Here is an 18,843-nt window from a genome sequence, read left to right as displayed (position 1 = left end):
TTGAGCGCTGGTTTATACAAAGTTGTGGCTACCTTAGTAGGTGATCCTAGATGTTCAGTAGAAACATTATTTACGATCAGTCAACCAAACGAAGCATTAGTTGCAACATCAGCAAAAGTAGATATTACATGTATTGCTGGGAACAATGACGGTGAAATCTCTGTTAGTGCAACAGGAGGTTGGAACACATCTTACCAATATCAATTAGTAAGAGGTACGACTGTTGTAGAAGATTATTCAAGTAAGACAAACTATCCAGGTCTAACAGCAGGTGTTTATACCATAAACGTTAAAGACGCTAAAGGTTGTATGGCATCTACAAGTCAGACTTTAATAGTGCCAGTGCCTATTAATGCTACAGCAAGTGCAAACGTTACAACGTTACCATGTTTTGGAGATAAATCTGGTGTAGTTACCGTGAGCGCTCCAACAGGTGGTCAAGGAAGCAATTATATGTATACTTTAAATATACTTTCTGAAAATCCTGTAATTTCATCAGGACCATTCTCTTCTCCAGTTTTCTCTGGATTAGGTTCAGGAAGATATAGTGTAACAATAACAGATGGATTCTCTTGTGAATTTACAACTAACGAAGTTGAAATAAAAGATCCACTAAAAGTATTAGCTACTTTAGTAGAGTCTAGAGCACAAACTTGTCAGACTTTAACACAGCTTACGCTAAGTGCTGAAGGAGGAACAGGACCATATACTTATAGTGCAGATGGAACAACGATTTTAGGTTCATTCGCATCTTCAATTTCATTTGAAGTGCCAGTAGGTTCTTATAAGTATTTTGTTTTTGACTCTATAGGATGTAGAAGTGTTGTCTCTAATACAGTTACAATCTATGCATTAACTCCATTAGATATTAAATTGGATGTTTCAAGCGCAGTTGTAAAATGTACTGGAGAAGCTACAGGGGTAATCACTGCAGAAGCAGTAGGAGGCTTAGGTCATTATTCTTATACATTGTTAAACGCGACAGACGGAATTGTTCGTCCAGCTCAAGACAATGGAGTATTTGCTGATCTTCCAATTGGAACATATCGAGTAGCAGTTGAAAGTGTGGATTGTAATGATAGATCTGAATTGGTTGTTATTACAGAACCAAGAGAAGCTTTACAAGCTCAATTTAAACCAACAGATGTTACTTGTTTCGGTGAGAATAATGGTAAACTTGAAATAATTGCTTCAGGTGGAACAGGAGTCATTAAATATGCAATCTCTCCAAATCTGAATCAGTTTGATACTAAAGTATTATTTGAGAAATTAGCGCCTGGTGATTACCAAGCAATAGCTCAGGACGAAAACGGATGTTTTGTATTGTACGATTTCACAATCTCTCAACCAAGACCTGTAGTTGTAACTGAGGTTCCAAACTCAATGATACCAGAAGTTTGTGACGGAGATAAAGACGGTGCATTTAGTATCGAAATTAAAGGTGGTACTTTACCTTACAGCGTAAGTTTAGATGCTCCAAACCGGACCATTTACTGCAGGTACTGCAACACAAACAGTGTTTGACTTTACAAACCTTAAAGGTGGAGCACATACAGTTTATGTGAAAGATGCAAACAACTGTCCGGTAGATTTCGTAGAGAATATGCCAAATGCTGTAATTCTTAACCCAACTGCAGAAGTAACATATGATTGTGTTAACAATGCACAGGCAAACATGGTAGTGGTAACAATCGATGCTTCTATCACAAACCCTGCAGAGGTAGATTACTCTCTTGACAATAATGGAACATTCCAACCAAGTAACATTTTCACAAATGTTGCTCCAGGAAGCCACTTCATTGTTGCTAGACATACTAACGGATGTGAGGTGCCAACTCCAATTTTTGAAGTAGCAGCTGTTGATCCAGTAAGTTTAATTGACGTTACAAACCAAAGCAAAGAAATCAACACAATTGTTGTTAAAGCTTCTGGAGGAGTTGCTCCTTACGAGTACAGCTTCAATGGTGAATCATTCTCATCATCTAATAGCTATAGAATCTACAAATCAGGTGATTATGTAGTGATCGTAAGAGACAAAAATGGTTGTGAGGCAACAATTACAGTTCAGGGTACATTCTATGACTTCTGTCTGCCAAACTACTTCACTCCAAACGGTGACGGACAAAATGATACTATTGGTTCAGATTGTGGTGCATTAGCATACAAAGAGCTAACGTTCGATATTTATGATAGATATGGTAGAGTAGTTGCGAAATACCATGTAGGTGAAAAATGGGACGGTAGATATCATGGAAACGAATTGCCAACAGGTGATTACTGGTATGTTCTTAAATTAAATGATCCGAAGGATCCAAGAGAATTTGTTGGACATTTCACTTTATACAGATAACAAAATTATAGCCCCAATGATGTTATCTAAAAATATTATTACAATGAAAAAGCTTATTTTATCCTTAGTACTCATGGCTGTAACAACAAGTTACAGCCAAGAGTTAAACCTACCGGTGTTTACCCAGTATTTAGCTGATAACCCTTTTATTCTTTCTCCTGCTTATGCTGGTATTGGAGATAATCTCCGTATTAGAGCCAATGGTTTAACACAGTGGGTCGGAATTAAAGACGCGCCAGATAACCAATCATTGTATGCAGATTTTCGTGTTTTAGATCGTTCTGGAGTTGGTTTGTCATTGTATAATGACAGCAATGGTAATACAAGACAAACGGGAGCCAAAGTGTCATTTGCGCACCACTTGATCTTAGATTATCGTACAGAACAATACCTTTCATTTGGTATTTCGTATAACATCAATACTTTTCGTTTAGAAACCAATAATTTTACGGGAACTGACGGAGGAATAACAGACGATCGTCGTACATCAAATAACAACTTTGACCTTAGTGCATTGTATCGTAACAGAGGGTTTTATTTTAGTTTCAATGCCAATAACGTATTGAAAAAGAATATTAGTCTTGAAAGAACAAACGAACCAGATCTTTTATCGAACTTTCAGGTATATTCTGGATTTACTTTTAAAGATGGAGAAAACAGACGTATCGAATACGAACCATCGGTTTTCTTACAGTATTTTGCAAATGACCAGCGTTCTACAACCGATTTTAACTTCAAATACAGACGTTACAATCGTTACGAAGATTACTATTGGATTGGAGTATCTTACCGTTTCTTAAATGACCAGTTCCCAAAACCTTTGGCAATGGAGCCAATGGCTGGTTTTATGAAATCTAAATTCTATTTTGCATACTCTTACCAGTTAATGTTTAATGGACTTGGAACGTATAACACAGGAACACATTCTATCACAATCGGATTCGATTTCTTACAATCTATCAGTAACTGCCCTTGTACACAAAGTCCAGTTCACGATTAGACAAGTAATTTTTATCATTTTTGAGAATTATTTTGTTTGTTTTCATAATTTACAACGTTTTCGTTTTTATTAATGGATTATTTTTAGATTTTTGAAATTTAGACTTCATTAAAAGTTCTATATTTGTTATTCTTTCAAAAAATTAAAAAAATTAGCAGATGAAAACTTTAAACGATTTCGATTTTAAAAATAAAAAAGCAATTATCCGTGTTGACTTCAACGTGCCATTGGATGAGAATTTTAATGTAACAGATACAACACGTATTGAAGCTGCAAAGCCAACAATTGATGCTATTTTAGCTCAAGGCGGAAGTGTGATTTTAATGTCGCACCTTGGAAGACCAAAAGGAGCAGAAGAGAAATACTCTCTAAAACATATTTTAAAAACAGCTTCTGATATTTTAGGAGTTCAAGTAAAATTTGCTGAAAACTGCGTTGGAGAACCAGCTCAAACTGCAGCAAAAGATTTAAAACCAGGCGAAGTTCTTTTATTAGAAAATTTACGTTTCCACGCTGAAGAAGAAGCAGGAGATGTAGCTTTCGCTAAAGAATTAGCTTCTCTTGGAGATATTTATGTAAACGATGCATTTGGTACAGCTCACAGAGCACACGCATCTACTACAATTATTGCACAATTCTTTGAAGACAAAAAATGTTTCGGAACATTATTGGCAAAAGAAATTGAAAGTTTAAATAAAGTTCTTAAAAACAGTGAAAAACCTGTAACTGCTGTTCTTGGAGGTTCTAAAGTTTCTTCTAAAATTACCGTTATCGAAAATATCTTGGATAAAGTAGATCACATGATTATTGGAGGAGGAATGACTTTTACTTTCATTAAAGCTCAAGGAGGAAAAATCGGTGAGTCTATCTGCGAAGATGACAAATTAGATTTGGCTCTAGAAATTTTAAGATTGGCTAAAGAAAAAGGAGTTCAGGTACATATTCCTGTTGATGTTATTGCTGCAGACGATTTCTCAAATAATGCAAATACTCAGGTTGTAGACGTAACTGCAATTCCTGATGGATGGCAAGGTTTAGATGCAGGTTCCAAAATCTTTAGAGAACTTCAAAAAAGTTATTTTAGAGTCAAAAACAATTCTTTGGAATAGTTGCCGATTAGGAGTTTTTGAAATGGAAACTTTCTCTAAAGGAACAATCGCATTAGGAGATTATATCGCAGAAGCTACAGAAAATGGAGCATTTTCTTTAGTAGGAGGTGGAGATTCTGTTGCAGCAGTAAAACAGTTCGGATTTGAAGACAAAATGAGCTATGTTTCCACTGGTGGCGGGGCAATGCTAGAAATGTTAGAAGGAAGAATTTTACCTGGAATCGCAGCGATTTTAGACTAAAATATCACAATTAACATTTTTTTAAACACTTTTCTTCAATAAAGGGCTTAGATTTGCAAAAATACAACTCTTGTAATAGATTGAATTACAGAATTTTAAAAAAATGTTATATGATTGTAAAAAAATTATCATTAGTGGTTTCCGCTTTCTTTTCGTTAGCTGTCTGTGCACAGGAAACGGCAAAGGCAGATTTAGAACTGAAGCCAGAGGTTAAGCTTTCATATTTAGATTCTATTAAAAGCACATTCAAGAAAGATCATTTAGCTACAAAAGTAGACAGTCTTTGGATGAACGAATTAGTAAGTCTAGATATTTATGATGATCTAACCAAAGACATTCAAACCATTAACAAAGATGTTACGGTTGATGAAGAACTCCCAACCGAACTGCTAAAACAGCGTTTGGCGGCGATGAATCAGAAATCACCTTTTGAGATAGAATACAATCAAGGTTTAGAAAATATAATAAAGTCATTTCTTAAGAACCGTAAAAAATCGTTTTCTCGATTAATGGCTTTATCAGAATATTATTTCCCAATGTTCGAGGATGCTTTTGCCAAACAAAACGTTCCTTTGGAAATAAAATATTTAGCCGTTGTAGAATCTGCTTTAAATCCTAAAGCAGTTTCTAAAATGGGCGCTACGGGACTTTGGCAGTTTATGTACGGAACCGGAAAACAATACGCTTTAAAAATCGATTCTTATATCGACGAAAGAAGTGATCCTCTTAAAGCTACAGCAGCAGCGTCTGAGTACATGACCAAAATGTTCAATATTTTTGGTGACTGGGAACTGGTTCTAGCTTCTTACAACTCAGGCCCAGGAAATGTTACTAAAGCAATTCGTCGTTCTGGAGGAAAAACAAAATACTGGGACATTCGTAATTATCTTCCAAAAGAAACTCAAGGTTACGTTCCCGCTTTCTTAGCAACAATGTATCTTTTTGAATACCACAAAGAACACGGAATCAATCCGGAAAGAGCTGTGGTTAAAAATTTTGAAACAGATACTGTAGCAATCAAAAATCAAATGTCTTTCAAACAGATTGCCGATTTGTTAGACATGCCACAATCACAGATTCAGCTTTTAAATCCGTCATACAAAATGGGAGTTGTTCCATTTTATCAGGGAGAACAGCATTTTATCAGACTTCCAAAAGATAAAGTAGCAACTTTTGTATCAAACGAAGAGCAAATTTATGCTTACGTAAAACACAATACAGAATTTAGATCGACATCTTCTAGATTAGCTGTAAAATATGCTCCAAAAGCAAAACCTGCAACAGTTAAACCTGCCGCGATTGATAATGGAGATTTCGAATTTTATAAAGTTAGAAAAGGAGATAATTTAGGTGCAATCGCTTCTAAATATAATGTGAGCATTGGCGAGATTAAAAAATGGAATAATTTAAAAACAAATGCAGTTGCAATTGGCAGAAGTTTAAAAATTAAACCAGAAGAGCCAACACCATCAGCTATTAAAGCAAATGCAATTGTAGATAAAAAAGAAGAAGCAATCGCAGCTGCTGAAAATAAAGAGAAAACAGCTGTCGATATGGACTATGTTGTAGTGGCTGGAGACAATTTAGGAAGCATTGCAAAGAAATTCGGTACGACTATTGCGGAGTTAAAAGAACTTAACGATTTAACTTCAAATAACATTGGTTTAGGAAAAACACTTATTATTTCTAAAGCAGCAATAGTTATAGAAGAGCCGGCTTCAACAGCAATTGCATCAAACTCGGTTGATTCATTCAAGAAAAAAGCACCTTCTAAAAACGTTAGTGAAGATTATTACGTTAAAAAAGGAGATTCTTTATACAGCATTTCTAAAAAATATCCTGGAGTAACAATTTCAGATATTAAAAAATGGAATGGTATTAAAGATGAAGATATTAAACCGGGAATGAAACTTAAAATAAACGGATAATAGAAAAATCTTATTAAATTTGGGTTTTATTTCATAAATTAAAAAAATGAATAAAACCCATTTTTTATTGCTATTAGTTCCATTTTTCCTGACTGCTTGTTTTAAAACTGAAAAACAAAGTGAAACAGTTTCTGGAAAAACCAATACCATTTCGGTCATTATTGATGATCAGTTGTGGTACGGAGAAGTAGGCGATAGTATTAGAAATAAATTTGCCTCACCGGTTCTTGGACTTACTCAAGAAGAGCCGCTTTTTACCATTAATCAATATCCTGCGAGATTGCTTGAAGGTTTTGTGACCGACAGCCGAAGCATCATTGTAGTCAAAAAAACAAACGCAGAGAAATTCGAAATCATTCGAAGCACAACCCTTCCTCACAATACCTTTCGCATTTACGGAAAATCGGTAGACGATATTATATGCAGTCTTGAACTGAATGCACCGCAAATAATCAAAATTATTCACGATGCCGAAATTCAGAAAATTCAAGAAGATAATAGTGCTTCACTGTTGAATAAAGCTATCATAAAAAACAAATTCCATATCAATATTCAAATCCCGACAGGATATGAATACATGTTGCATAAAAAGAAATTCATCTGGCTCAAAAAGGAAATTATCAGTGGTAATACCAGTTTGTTAATTTACCAGATTCCGTTATATAATTTCAAGAAGAAAAAAGATGTTGTAAATGCTATTGTAAAAATGCGTGATTCAATCGGTAAATACATTCAGGGACGTGAACCCAATACACAAATGATTACCAGTGAAGCTTACGCACCCTATTTCTCAAAAATAATGTTGGACAATAAAGAAGCCTTCGAAACAAAAGGAACATGGGAATTGAAAAATGATTTCATGACTGAACCATTTATCAATTATGCCATTATAGACCCAACCTTTAATCGCGTTTTGGTTATTGAAGGATTCTCTTATTCACCCTCACATCAAGAACGCGATCTAATGCTAGAACTTGAAGCCATTATTAAAACAGTCAGAATAGACAAACGATAAGGGTTTTGTTTTTTGTTTCAAGTTTCAGGTTTCAGGTTTAAAGTTTCAAGTTTCTTTGCGGTTCAATTCGTTCCGTTTGTCAACGTGAAACCTGAAACTTGAAACCTGAAACAAAAAATTTCGTACTTTTATTCATAACAAACATAAAAACAATTAGTTATGAAAAAATTAACCGCAACCTTAGCACTAATAACGCTGTGTTTTATTTCTTGTAAAAAAGAAGTGAAGGAAGAAGCCACACCTACAACAGCGACAGATTCTATTAAAACGGAAGAACCAGTTGCTGAAGCACCATTAGATTCTGCAGCGCAGATGAAAGCTTGGCAAGAATATGCAACACCTGGAAATCCGCATAAAATACTGGCTGATGAAGTTGGAACATGGAATTGTGATATGACATTTTGGTCGGATGCCAATGCAAAACCTGAAAAAGAAACTTGTGTAGCCGAAATCAAAATGATCTTAGGCGGACGCTTTCAAGAAGCAATTTACAAAGGAACTATGATGGGACAGCCATTTGATGGTAAAGGAACAGTAGGCTATAATAACGCGAGCAAAGAATACGTCTCCACATTTATTGATAATATGGGAACTGGAATGATGATTGGCAGAGGAAAGTATAATGAAAGTACTAAGAGTATAGATTACGACGGAGAAATGGCCGATCCCGTAACAGCAAAAAATACAAAGTACAGAGAAGTTTACACCATTGTAGATGCTAAAACCAGAAAAATGGAAATGTACGATACAAAAAACGGAACTGAATATAAAAGCATGGAAATCGTAATGACGAAAAAGTGATTTTCTAGTTAGTTACAAAGAAACAAAGACGCAAAGATTTATTCTAGGAAATATAACTTTGTGTCTTTGCGATTTCTATAAGAAACTTTAGCACAGCTAAAAAAATATATAACTTAGCGCCTTCGCGCCTTTGTGGCAAAAACAAAGAAGAATGGAATTAAAATGGAAAATAAAGCCTTTTGAGGCATTAACTGTTCATGAGTTATATGATTTGCTCAGATTACGAAGTGAAATCTTTGTAGTCGAGCAAAATTGCGTTTATTCTGGACCTTGATGGCAAGGACAAGAAAGCATTACACCTTTTGGGGGAATTTGAAGGTAAAATAGTAGCTTATTCGCGCTTATTTGATGCGGGGATTAGTTTCGATAACGCTTCCATCGGAAGAGTCGTTGTAGATCAAAATTACAGAGACAGAAAATGGGGACACGAATTAATGCGAGAAGCCATAGCCCAAATTCAATCCAATTTTGGAAAAGATAAAATTACCATAGGAGCACAATTGTATTTGAAGAAATTCTACGAAAGCCACGGTTTTGTCCAAACCAGCGAAATGTATTTGGAAGATGATATTCCGCATATCGAGATGATTAGAGAATGATTAAAATGAAGTAAAAAATCCACAAGGATTTTTAGCATTTTCCAATAAGTAAAAAAACTTAGAATCTTAGCACCTCAGGATCTTAGAATCTTAGAAAAACTAAATTTTAGTAATCACAAACTCCACCCTCCGATCGTAATTATCGCCTCGTCCTAAAGGATATCTATTGCCGCATCCAATATAGGTCATGCGGCTTTTGGATACTTTTTTGGACATTAGATAATGAAAAACAGTTTTGGCGCGATTCCAAGAAAGTCTTCTTTCTTTAGTAGCTCTATCAATTCCGTCGCTGTAGATTTCAGGTGTGCAGCAAACGTGTCCGCGTATTTCAAAATTTAAGTTTCGATGATCTTGAAGCGTTACCGCAATTTTATCCAGTTCTTTTTTAGAATTAGGAGTTAGTTTGGCGCTTCCAATTTCAAATAAAATAGATTCCAGACAAACTTTATCGCCTACTTTTAATTTGTCTTTAAAAGAAGTGTGAATTCCTTTTCCGAAACTATTCTTTTTAACCACAATTAAGTCAACCCGCCGATTTCGGAGACGTGTTTCGTACAGATTTTCTATTGTATCTGCTTTTACGACAACACGCCCTTTTCCTTCCAGAATAACAATTTTACTTTGATTGAACCCTTTTTTAATCAAAAGATCCTGAATCGTATTGGCCCGATTGTTTGACAATCTAAAGTTATACTCATCATTTCCGCGATCATCACAATAGCCATAAATCTGTATAGACTCTACTTTAGAAGTGTCTATGTTTTTTATAAAATTAGAAACCACACTGATTTGCTTTTCTGTCAAATCATACTTGTCGAATTCAAAATAAATAGTCTCAACAGGTTTTTGTTGTGCGTTTACTGTATAATATGAAAAAAGAATCAAGGCTATAGTTATCTTCATTCACTACATTTTTAAAATCGTCTTATATTCTGTTTGGTTATTTAATACGCTAACTGCTCTTTTAATTTCAGAATTGTTTTTTAAGTAATACTGATACAAACCCTCTTGATATTGGTATCTTTTAATCAATTCTTCCAAAATCATGTTTTTAATCTCTTTTTGGTTTTTATCTAGTAAAGTAGTTTCGCTTTTTTCTAAAGCATTTAACAATTGCTGATATTCGGCAGTAATGGTCTCGTCTATTTTTTCTTTTTTAGCTGCGGCTAAAGTATTTTTCAAAGCCACTTCGGTTTCTGTGTCAAAAGTGATTTTGTTAGTTTTTAAGTATTGTTTGAAAGCTGTATAATCAGCATCAGTCAAAGTTGGAATCTTATCTCCTAAATTTGGATTTTTGTAATAGTATGTTGTGGCATAATCAAAAACACCATCATTTTTGATTAAAGCAGTAGCAATTGAGCTGGTTTTTGCTTCTTCCAATTCTATGTCTGGTAAAACTCCTCCGCCATCATAAACCGTTCTGCCTTTTCTAGTTTTAAAAGCATTATAGTTTTTGGCATCCGTTTTTTGCGCTACGCCATTTTTGTCTTTATGTGCATAATCCAAAGCCTGAATACATCTTCCAGAAGGCGTATAATATCTTGAAATGGTTACTTTTAATTGAGTTCCATAAGTTAAATCAACAGAACGCTGTACCAAACCTTTACCAAAACTTCTGCTTCCTAAAACAACTGCACGATCCAAATCCTGCAAAGCACCCGAAACAATTTCTGAAGCCGAAGCACTTCTTCCGTTTACTAAAATTGCCAATGGAATTTCAGTATCAACTGGTTCTTTCTGTGTTTTATAAGTGTTGTTGTGTTTTTCAATTCTAGATTTAGTCGTAACAATTACTTCATTCTTCGGAACAAACAAATTGCAGATATCAATGGCTTCGTTTAATAAACCACCAGGATTTCCTCTTAAATCCAAAACAATTTGCTTGGCACCGTCGGCTTTTAGTTTTTCCAATGCGTCTTTCACTTCGGCAGAAGCTTTTCTGCTAAAATGCGCTAAAACAATATAACCCGTTTTATCATCTATTTTTCCGTAAAAAGGAACCGATTTAATATCTACTTCATCTAAAATTAAAACGGTAGTATTTGGTTTTCCTTGACGAAGATATTTGATGTTGATTTTCGTGTTTTTTGTTCCTTTCAATAATTGAGAGGCATCATCTTTAAAATCAGCAATCAGCACATCGCCAATCTGGATAATTTCGTCTCCAGCTTTTAGTCCGGCTTTATCTGCGGGATAATTTTTATACGGCTCACGAACAACCAAACGGTCTTTTTTTCTAGAAATCAAAGCACCAATTCCAGTATATTCTCCGGTATTATTGATTTTAAAGTTAACAACATCTTGCTCGTTAAAATAAACCGTGTACGGATTTAGACTTGCCAGCATGCTCTTAATGGCTTTATCCATCAAATCTCCAGGGTTGGTTTCGTCAACATAATTGGTGTTTACGGCTTTAAACAATGTTGTGAAAATCTCAATTTGTTTGGCAATTTCAAAAAAATCTTCTTTAAAACTGGTTCCAACAAACAACATTCCCACCGCAGCGACTGGTATAATAAATTTCTTCTTGAAATACGGATACATGATTATTCTTTTTTTCTTCTTTTTAATCTTTTTCTAATAAAATAGGCTAGTATAAAAAATATAATTACAAACGGCCAAACGCTAATTAAGGAAATTAAAAAATCGGATAGACTGAAAAATCCAGATTTAACAGCGTTCCAAAGTTTTGAACCGTAAGATATTTTAACGCCTTCTTTTTGGGCAATCGTTTTATAAAATTCAATGGTAACGGTACTTAAAGAAACTCGATTTTCCAAATATTTCAGCTCACTTTCTTTAGCTTCTATTTCTTCTCGAATCACTGAAATTTGTTTTTCAATTTCTAAAATCTCGCTGACTTTGTTTGCTTTCTTTAAAATTTCAAGATAACGTTCTTCGAGTTTCTTTTTTGTTTTTAATCTTGAGTTAAGATCAATATATTGGTCTGTAACATTTGTTGCAGAGATTTCTTTTCTTTCGAAAAATGAAACGCCTTTTGAAATTGAATTTACAAATTGATCAAAATTTTCACTCGGAACTCTTACAGTGATATTTCTATATAAAGAGTGATCATCTTTTCCCTCAGAATCAGTCAAGATAATACTTTTATTCTCTTTTATTGCATTTTGAATTTGCGAAAATGTTTTTTCAAGATCATCTGTTTCAAACCTTATTGAAGCATTTTTAATAATTTTTTCAGGAACATCCAGTGAGTTTGAACTTAAACTTTTTTGTCCTGGTGTTACTGGACTAAGTGTGATGCCTAGAGGTTCAGCTTCCTCTTCTGAAGATTTAGCTTTACTACATCCAGAAAGAATCAAGAAAAAAACAAATAAAAAGAAAAGTTGACGCATAAAATTTCAATTTAGAGCTAAAACTACGATTTTTTTGTCTAACTTGATTAATAATCTTACGTTTTGAAATTTACGCTTCTGTTTTCGTATCAGAATCTTGAGGTTTATTGATTTGAGCTGCAAATTTTTCAAACAATTGAATCATTTTGGTGTTGATTTCTTCGTAAGATAAACGGTCTTTGGTCTGATAAAAAAGCATTATCGAATACGGCTGATCCAGATTATCTAAAAGTAAATGTTTGTTCAAACGATAGGTTTCTCTCAAAACTCTTTTGAAGTAATTTCGATCAACGGCTTTCTTGAAATATTTCTTAGAAACCGAAACGCCAATTTTGGTTTGTTCTTCTGAATTTTCTTCCGCTTGACGGTAAACCAAACGAAGCGGATATTTGGACACCGATTTTCCATTAGAAAACAGTAATCCAATTGTCGTTTTGCTTTTTAAACGCTCGTTTTTAGGGTAAGTAAAGTTCATTTAATTCAGAAAAAATTTGCAAATTCTAGTGCAAAGGTACAATTAAACCATAAAAACAGTTATTGTTTTCAATTTTAATAAGTCTAAAAATATATTTACTACTTTTGCGCATTAATTTTTGAAGCATGGAAAAAATTATTTCTTATCCCATATCGGTAATTTACTATTTATTATTTGGTTTGTGTTTGGCTGTTTTTCACCCAATTCAGTGGATTTGTTTAAATGTTTTTGGCTACCAGGCTCACAAAAAAAGTGTTGATTATTTAAATTTCTGTCTCTTAAAATGTACTAATCTTGTCGGGACAAGATATACAATTGAGGGCGTGGACACGGTTCCGAAGGGTGTGCCAATTATTTTTGTGGCAAATCACCAAAGTATGTACGATATCGTGGCAATGATTTGGTACTTTAGACGTTTTCATTGTAAATTTGTAAGTAAGAAGGAGTTAGGAAGCGGAATTCCAAGTGTTTCTTTTAATTTGAAATACGGAGGATTCTGTTTTAATTGACCGAAAAGACCCTAAACAAGCGATACCCGTTATTAAAGGCTTGTCTGAATATATCGAAAAAAATACAAGATCTGCCGTTATTTTCCCAGAAGGGACAAGAAGTAAAACGGGAGTACCAAAAGAATTTGCGCAAAGCGGTTTAAAAATTTTATGCAAATATGCACCATCTGCATATGTTGTACCCGTAAGCATCAATAATTCTTGGAAAATGGTAAAGTTTGGTTTTTTTCCTGTTGGTTTAGGAAATCACCTGAAGTTTACTGCTCATAAAGCTTTGGCTGTTAAAGATTACAAGTTTGAAGAGCTAATGGAGATAACTGAAAAAGCAGTTAAAGAAGGAATAAATGAATATAAACAAGTTTAAGTTTTAGTCCGAGCTAAAACGTACAACTCAAATCTATAATAAGTAATGTCTATAAAAAACATTAGATTAGAAGTAATGCAGTTTTTGGAAAAAAACGTGGATAGCTTCGTTGAACAGTATTTAATTCCAGTGGAAAAAATTTGGCAGCCGTCGGATTTCTTACCAAATTCTCAAGGAGAAAACTTCTTTGAAGAGGTAAAAGAATTACGCGAGATTGCTAAAGAACTTCCATACGATTTCTGGGTTACGCTTGTTGGTGATACTATCACTGAGGAAGCATTGCCTACATATGAGTCATGGTTAATGGATGTTGAAGGAATAGATCAGCAAGAAGGAAATCAAGGAAACGGTTGGGCTAAGTGGGTAAAACAATGGACTGGAGAAGAAAACCGCCACGGAGATCTTTTAAATAAATACTTGTATTTGTCTGGTCGTGTGAATATGCGTGAAATCGAAATGACGACACAGCATTTGATCAACGACGGTTTTGATATTGGAACTGGAACTGACCCATACAAAAACTTTGTATATACTAGTTTTCAGGAATTAGCAACTTATGTTTCACACAATAGAGTAGCGCAGATAGCTAAGAAATTTGGCGATAACAAGTTGTCTAAAATGTGTAAAATGATTGCAGGTGATGAAATGCGTCACCACCATGCTTATAGCGAATTTGTTACTAGAATTTTCCAAGTAGATCCAAGCGAAATGATGTTGGCTTTTCAATACATGATGAAGCAGAAAATTGTTATGCCGGCTCATTTCTTGAGAGAATCTGGTCAAAAAATAAGTACAGCTTTTGAACAGTTTTCAGATTCAGCACAGCGTATTGGTGTTTACACTGCAAACGATTATGTTGAAATCATGCAGAAATTAATCAACAAATGGGAAATTGATAAAATTTCTAATTTGACTGATGAAGCAGAAAAAGCTCGTGATTACTTAATGAAATTACCATCTCGTATGGCTAAAATTTCTGAAAGAATCGTGATCCCACAAGAATCACATATCTTCAAATGGGTAGAACCTGCGAGACTTTAAAAAATTTTAGATTTTAGATTTTAGATTGGAATTTGGAATTTAAAAAATTTGGAATTTAAAAACGCAACATCGTTGCTTTAAAATATATTTGTTGGTTGTTGGAGATTCAAAATCTTTGACAATCAACATTTTTTATTAACTGTAAAAACCTCTATATGAGCGATTCACAACTGATTATTAAAACCATTGCTTTTGTTAAAGAAAAACTAAATGATGCCGAAGGCGGACATGATTGGTTTCATATTGAGAGAGTTTATAAGAACGCAATTTTGATTGCCAGAGAAACAGAGTGCGATCTTACAGTGGTACAATTGGGTGCTTTATTGCATGATATTGCCGATAGTAAATTTCATAACGGAGACGAAACAATCGGGCCAAAAACAGCAAGAGCGTTTTTAGAGAAAGAAAATGTTTCTGAGGACAAAATTGCTCATGTTGTCAAAATCATTGAAAATATCTCTTATAAAGGCGGAAATTTCGAAAGAAAGTTTTCTTCTGTCGAATTGGATATTGTTCAAGATGCTGATCGTCTTGACGCAATTGGTGCAATTGGTGTTGCAAGAGCATTTAATTATGGAGGATTTAAGAACAGAGCTTTATACAATCCAGAGATTGAGCCAGTGACCAATATGACAAAAGAGGAGTATAAAAAGAACAATGCTCCAACCATTAATCATTTCTACGAAAAGCTTTTACTGCTTAAAGACAAAATGAATACCGAAAAAGGAAAAGAAATCGCTGCAGAAAGACATCGTTTTATGGAAACTTTTCTAGCTCAATTTTATGCCGAGTGGGAAGGGTTGAAATAGAAATTACATTCAGATTATAAATAAAAAAACGGCTCTAATGTAGAGCCGTTTTTTTATTTTGTGATAAGGTATATCAGAAGCTTTAAAGGATTATAATCGGGATTTTAAAAAGCACATTATTACAAAAGCGCATAAAAAACCAATTGAAAACCATAGTATCCTAGTTATGTTAATATTTCTGATCATTTCCCTTTTTTCAAACCTAGTCATTTCAAATGTATTTTTAATAATTCAAAAATAATTTTACTTAAGGTGATATGGTGCCATGAAAAGCTTTTAAAACATTATAATAAGGTATTTTTTAATCATAGTTTTCGCTTTAAGTCAAAGTTACAGTCTATATTCTTTATTCCTTATTCTATATTCTTAATTAGATAAAATCGAGAAAAAATTAATGATGATGTTTCATTATCAAATAAGTAATAATTGTTGCACATAAAAAACCTATTGCAAACCACAGTAATCGGGCAACTCTGTTGTCTCGTATTACTTCCATTCTATCTTCTGGTGTCATTTTTTAATAAATTTAGAAGACAAAAATAGTTTTAGAAAATATACTAATAAGCTATTGCAGGTTTTTAAAACAACAGAATAAGACATTTTCACTCATAAAAAAAGCCATTCAAAATGAACAGCTTTTTTTACTTTTTATCTATTAACCTTTGCTCTTTTGTCCCTTTTTAAGAACATCCACAATCGGTTCCACTACCGCAGTCTTTTTTCTTTTTGGATTTAAAGAAGAACTTTTTAATCAAAAAAGCAACGGCAATTCCTAATATGGCAAAGGCTATTATTTCCTGAAACATGACTTTTTATTTTAAAAGTTGATACGCAATTAATGCGGTAAAATAAGCGAGACCACTCATTAAAAACAGTTGCATTGCAGGCCATTTCCATGAATTGGTTTCTTTTTTGGTAATCGCCAACGTACTGGCGCATTGCATAGCAAAAGCATAAAATAGCAATAAAGAAATTCCAGTGGCAAAATCAAATATTTTTTTTCCGGTATCTGGCCAAACTTCTGCCTGCATTTTGCTTTTTATAGTCGATTCGTTATCGGTATCGCCAACACTGTAAATGGTTGCCAGTGTTCCAACGAAAACTTCGCGGGCAGCAAAAGAACTGATTAAAGCAATTCCGATTTTCCAATCGTAACCCAAAGGCTGAATTACCGGTTCGATCGCGCGTCCCATTAATCCAATATAGGAATTCTCTAATTTTTGAGAATTAACTTCATTTTCAAACTGAGTTTCGTCTAAAGGCGTATTGGCAAATCTTTCTTTTACGATAGTTTCGGCTTCGTTGAATTCTTTTCCAGGTCCGTAAGAAGCCAAAAACCAAAGAATAACAGAGATCGCCAAGATAATTTTACCTGCACCAACAACAAAAGCTTTTGTTTTTTCTACTACATTGATTCCAACATTTTTTGGAAGTGGCATTTTGTAACTTGGCATTTCAACAACAAAATATGTTTTTGAGTCTAGTTTTAAAACCTTATTCAAAATGTAAGCCGATAAAATGGCCATAAAAAATCCTAAAACATAAAGTGACATAAGTGTTAATCCTTGAAGATTTAGCACTCCAAAAATTCTTTTGCTCGGAATAACCAATGAGATAATAATCGCATAAACAGGTAATCTTGCCGAACAAGTCGTGAATGGCGTTACTAAGATCGTAATAAGGCGTTCTTTCCAGTTTTCAATATTTCGAGTTGCCATAATCGCGGGAATTGCACAGGCAGTTCCAGAAATTAAAGGCACGACACTTTTTCCTGAAAGTCCAAATCGGCGCATGATTTTGTCCATTAAGAATACGACACGACTCATATAACCGCTTTCTTCTAAAATCGAAATGAATAAAAACAAGAAAGCAATCTGCGGAATAAAAATAATGACTCCGCCAATTCCAGGAATAATTCCTTGCGAAAGTAAATCGGTCAAAATACCACTTGGCAGTTCTGCTGCAACCCAGCTGCTTAAAGAAGCAAAGGTGCTGTCAATGAAATCCATTGGAATAGTTGACCAGCTGAAAATCGATTGGAAAATCAAGAATAAAATGGCAAAGAAAATAAAGTAGCCCCAAACTTTATGCGTTAAAACGCGATCCAATTTTGCTCGGATATCTTTCGCCATCGAAGCATCAATCTTTAAACCTTCTTTTAAAACATCATTGATAAATTGATATCTTTTGATGGTTTCTTTCTGTTGTAAACGTTTTAATTCTGAATGTGATTTAGTAAAAGTGCTTCGGATTTCATTACGGTCTAAATTCAAGAAATTGACATCTTGCGTAATGACCAGCCACAATTTATACATTAATTGGTTTGGAAATGCTTTTTGTAATTTTTCAAAATATTCAGGATCAATTACAGAAGCATTCAAACAGGGTTCGTGTGGAAGTGTTTTATAAGAAACAATCAGTTCTTTTAATTCTTCAATTCCTAAACCTTTGCGGGAACTTACTAATGCAATTTTTGTTTTTAGTTTTTCTTCTAAATACGGAATATCTAAAGAAATTCCTTTACGCTCCATACGATCTGACATATTGATAACCAAAATCGTTGGAATTTCAAGGTCTTTTATCTGGGTGTAGATTAGTAAATTTCGTTTCAGATTTTCAACATCTGTTACAACAACCGCTACATCTGGATATAGTTTATCGTTTTTGTTTAGCAAGAGTTCGATTACTACACTTTCGTCCATCGAACTCGCATTCAAACTATACGTTCCAGGCAAATCTAGAATGTTAGCTTTTACGTTATTAGGTAATTTGCAAAATCCTATTTTCTTCTCAACCGTGATTCCAGGATAGTTTCCAACTTGTTGGTTAAGACCTGTTAATTGATTAAAAACGGAAGTTTTTCCGGTATTGGGATTTCCGATAAGGGCAACATTGATATTCTGAACACTCATTACAAATTGGTTTTGATAAGTTCAACTTCAATTTCACGAGCTGTTTCAATTCGAATGGCAACATGAGAACCATTAATATCTAAATATAATGGATTGCCAAAAGGAGCAACCTGAAGCAATTCAACTAAACTGCCAGGAAGACAACCCATTTCTAATAATTTAAGTGGAATAAGATCGATATCAAAATCTTTGATAATGGCTTTTTCGCCTTTTTTCAGAGTGTGTATTGTATTTTGCAAGCTTATTTAGATTGAATTTAGATTGCAAAAGTAGGCAATTATTCTCTATTTCAAGGCATTTAACACTTCGACAAATGCTAAATGTTTCTAAAAAT

At 34.1% G+C, this 18,843-nt stretch carries 15 protein-coding genes and 3 pseudogenes; 11 read left to right on the top strand and 7 right to left on the bottom strand.

What is annotated here, in order from left to right:
- The 8 genes and pseudogenes from ACPWTF_RS12435 to ACPWTF_RS12400 all read left to right on the top strand — a co-directional run bounded on the left by ACPWTF_RS12435 (nt 1) and on the right by ACPWTF_RS12400 (nt 9,043).
- Nucleotides 1-1,524, top strand: coding sequence for a SprB repeat-containing protein (locus tag ACPWTF_RS12435; protein WP_427875659.1), 1,524 nt, complete (start codon nt 1-3; stop codon nt 1,522-1,524).
- Nucleotides 1,472-2,350, top strand: a complete 879-nt coding sequence (locus tag ACPWTF_RS12430) for a T9SS type B sorting domain-containing protein (RefSeq protein WP_427875658.1) — start codon at nt 1,472-1,474, stop codon at nt 2,348-2,350. The genes ACPWTF_RS12435 and ACPWTF_RS12430 overlap by 53 nt, the downstream gene beginning before the upstream one ends.
- Before the next feature lie 43 nt (nt 2,351-2,393).
- The gene (locus ACPWTF_RS12425; protein ID WP_427875657.1) at nt 2,394-3,350 is read left to right on the top strand and encodes a PorP/SprF family type IX secretion system membrane protein; all 957 of its coding nucleotides are present in this window, start codon (nt 2,394-2,396) and stop codon (nt 3,348-3,350) included.
- A 158-nt stretch (nt 3,351-3,508) separates the two neighbouring features.
- A pseudogene (locus ACPWTF_RS12420) lies at nt 3,509-4,700 on the top strand (phosphoglycerate kinase).
- Nucleotides 4,701-4,810: 110 nt separating this feature from the next.
- Nucleotides 4,811-6,628, top strand: a complete 1,818-nt coding sequence (locus ACPWTF_RS12415) for a LysM peptidoglycan-binding domain-containing protein (RefSeq protein ID WP_427875656.1) — start codon at nt 4,811-4,813, stop codon at nt 6,626-6,628.
- Between the two features lie 46 nt (nt 6,629-6,674).
- Entirely contained in the window at nt 6,675-7,643 is a 969-nt protein-coding gene (locus tag ACPWTF_RS12410; RefSeq protein WP_427875655.1) for a DUF4837 family protein, read from the top strand.
- Between the two features lie 159 nt (nt 7,644-7,802).
- Nucleotides 7,803-8,444: a DUF1579 domain-containing protein gene (locus tag ACPWTF_RS12405; RefSeq protein ID WP_427875654.1), complete on the top strand. Its 642-nt coding sequence runs from the start codon at nt 7,803-7,805 to the stop codon at nt 8,442-8,444.
- Nucleotides 8,445-8,595: 151 nt separating this feature from the next.
- Nucleotides 8,596-9,043, top strand: a pseudogene (locus ACPWTF_RS12400) (GNAT family N-acetyltransferase).
- 99 nt (nt 9,044-9,142) lie between these two features.
- On the opposite strand, the gene ACPWTF_RS12395 reads toward ACPWTF_RS12400, so the two are convergent.
- The 4 genes from ACPWTF_RS12395 to rnpA form a co-directional block, all read right to left on the bottom strand.
- On the bottom strand, nt 9,143-9,946 hold the full coding sequence (locus ACPWTF_RS12395; RefSeq protein ID WP_427875653.1) for an OmpA family protein: 804 nt from the start codon (nt 9,944-9,946) through the stop codon (nt 9,143-9,145).
- Between the two features lie 3 nt (nt 9,947-9,949).
- Complete coding sequence (locus ACPWTF_RS12390; protein ID WP_427875652.1) at nt 9,950-11,587, bottom strand: S41 family peptidase; 1,638 nt, start codon at nt 11,585-11,587, stop codon at nt 9,950-9,952.
- Nucleotides 11,588-11,589: 2 nt separating this feature from the next.
- Nucleotides 11,590-12,366, bottom strand: coding sequence for a DUF4349 domain-containing protein (locus ACPWTF_RS12385; protein ID WP_427875651.1), 777 nt, complete (start codon nt 12,364-12,366; stop codon nt 11,590-11,592).
- A 103-nt stretch (nt 12,367-12,469) separates the two neighbouring features.
- The gene (gene rnpA / locus ACPWTF_RS12380; protein ID WP_427875650.1) at nt 12,470-12,874 is read right to left on the bottom strand and encodes a ribonuclease P protein component; all 405 of its coding nucleotides are present in this window, start codon (nt 12,872-12,874) and stop codon (nt 12,470-12,472) included.
- A 125-nt stretch (nt 12,875-12,999) separates the two neighbouring features.
- Between rnpA and ACPWTF_RS12375 the strand changes: the two are divergent.
- The 3 genes and pseudogenes from ACPWTF_RS12375 to ACPWTF_RS12365 all read left to right on the top strand — a co-directional run bounded on the left by ACPWTF_RS12375 (nt 13,000) and on the right by ACPWTF_RS12365 (nt 15,597).
- Nucleotides 13,000-13,747: pseudogene (locus ACPWTF_RS12375) on the top strand (lysophospholipid acyltransferase family protein).
- A 45-nt stretch (nt 13,748-13,792) separates the two neighbouring features.
- Nucleotides 13,793-14,788 (top strand): acyl-ACP desaturase, encoded by a 996-nt coding sequence (locus tag ACPWTF_RS12370; RefSeq protein WP_379795123.1) that lies wholly within the window; start codon nt 13,793-13,795, stop codon nt 14,786-14,788.
- Between the two features lie 155 nt (nt 14,789-14,943).
- Nucleotides 14,944-15,597 carry an HD domain-containing protein gene (locus ACPWTF_RS12365; RefSeq protein WP_427875649.1) on the top strand — a complete coding sequence of 218 codons (654 nt, stop codon included), beginning with the start codon at nt 14,944-14,946 and terminating at the stop codon, nt 15,595-15,597.
- 680 nt (nt 15,598-16,277) lie between these two features.
- On the opposite strand, the gene ACPWTF_RS12360 is transcribed toward ACPWTF_RS12365, so the two are convergent.
- Genes ACPWTF_RS12360 through ACPWTF_RS12350 form a run of 3 tightly spaced genes read right to left on the bottom strand, consistent with a single transcriptional unit; the run spans nt 16,278 to nt 18,748 of the window.
- The gene (locus tag ACPWTF_RS12360; RefSeq protein ID WP_095930202.1) at nt 16,278-16,403 is read right to left on the bottom strand and encodes a FeoB-associated Cys-rich membrane protein; all 126 of its coding nucleotides are present in this window, start codon (nt 16,401-16,403) and stop codon (nt 16,278-16,280) included.
- A gap of 6 nt (nt 16,404-16,409) precedes the next feature.
- Nucleotides 16,410-18,509: a ferrous iron transport protein B gene (gene feoB, locus ACPWTF_RS12355; RefSeq protein ID WP_427875648.1), complete on the bottom strand. Its 2,100-nt coding sequence runs from the start codon at nt 18,507-18,509 to the stop codon at nt 16,410-16,412.
- The gene (locus ACPWTF_RS12350) at nt 18,509-18,748 is read right to left on the bottom strand and encodes a FeoA family protein (RefSeq protein ID WP_427875647.1); all 240 of its coding nucleotides are present in this window, start codon (nt 18,746-18,748) and stop codon (nt 18,509-18,511) included. The genes feoB and ACPWTF_RS12350 overlap by 1 nt, the downstream gene beginning before the upstream one ends.
- Between the last annotated feature and the right edge of the window lie 95 nt (nt 18,749-18,843).

This window comes from Flavobacterium sp. MMS24-S5 (assembly GCF_050320125.1).
In the GTDB taxonomy this organism is placed as follows: Bacteria; Bacteroidota; Bacteroidia; order Flavobacteriales; family Flavobacteriaceae; genus Flavobacterium; species Flavobacterium tyrosinilyticum.
This window is presented reverse-complemented; position numbering and strand designations above follow the sequence as displayed.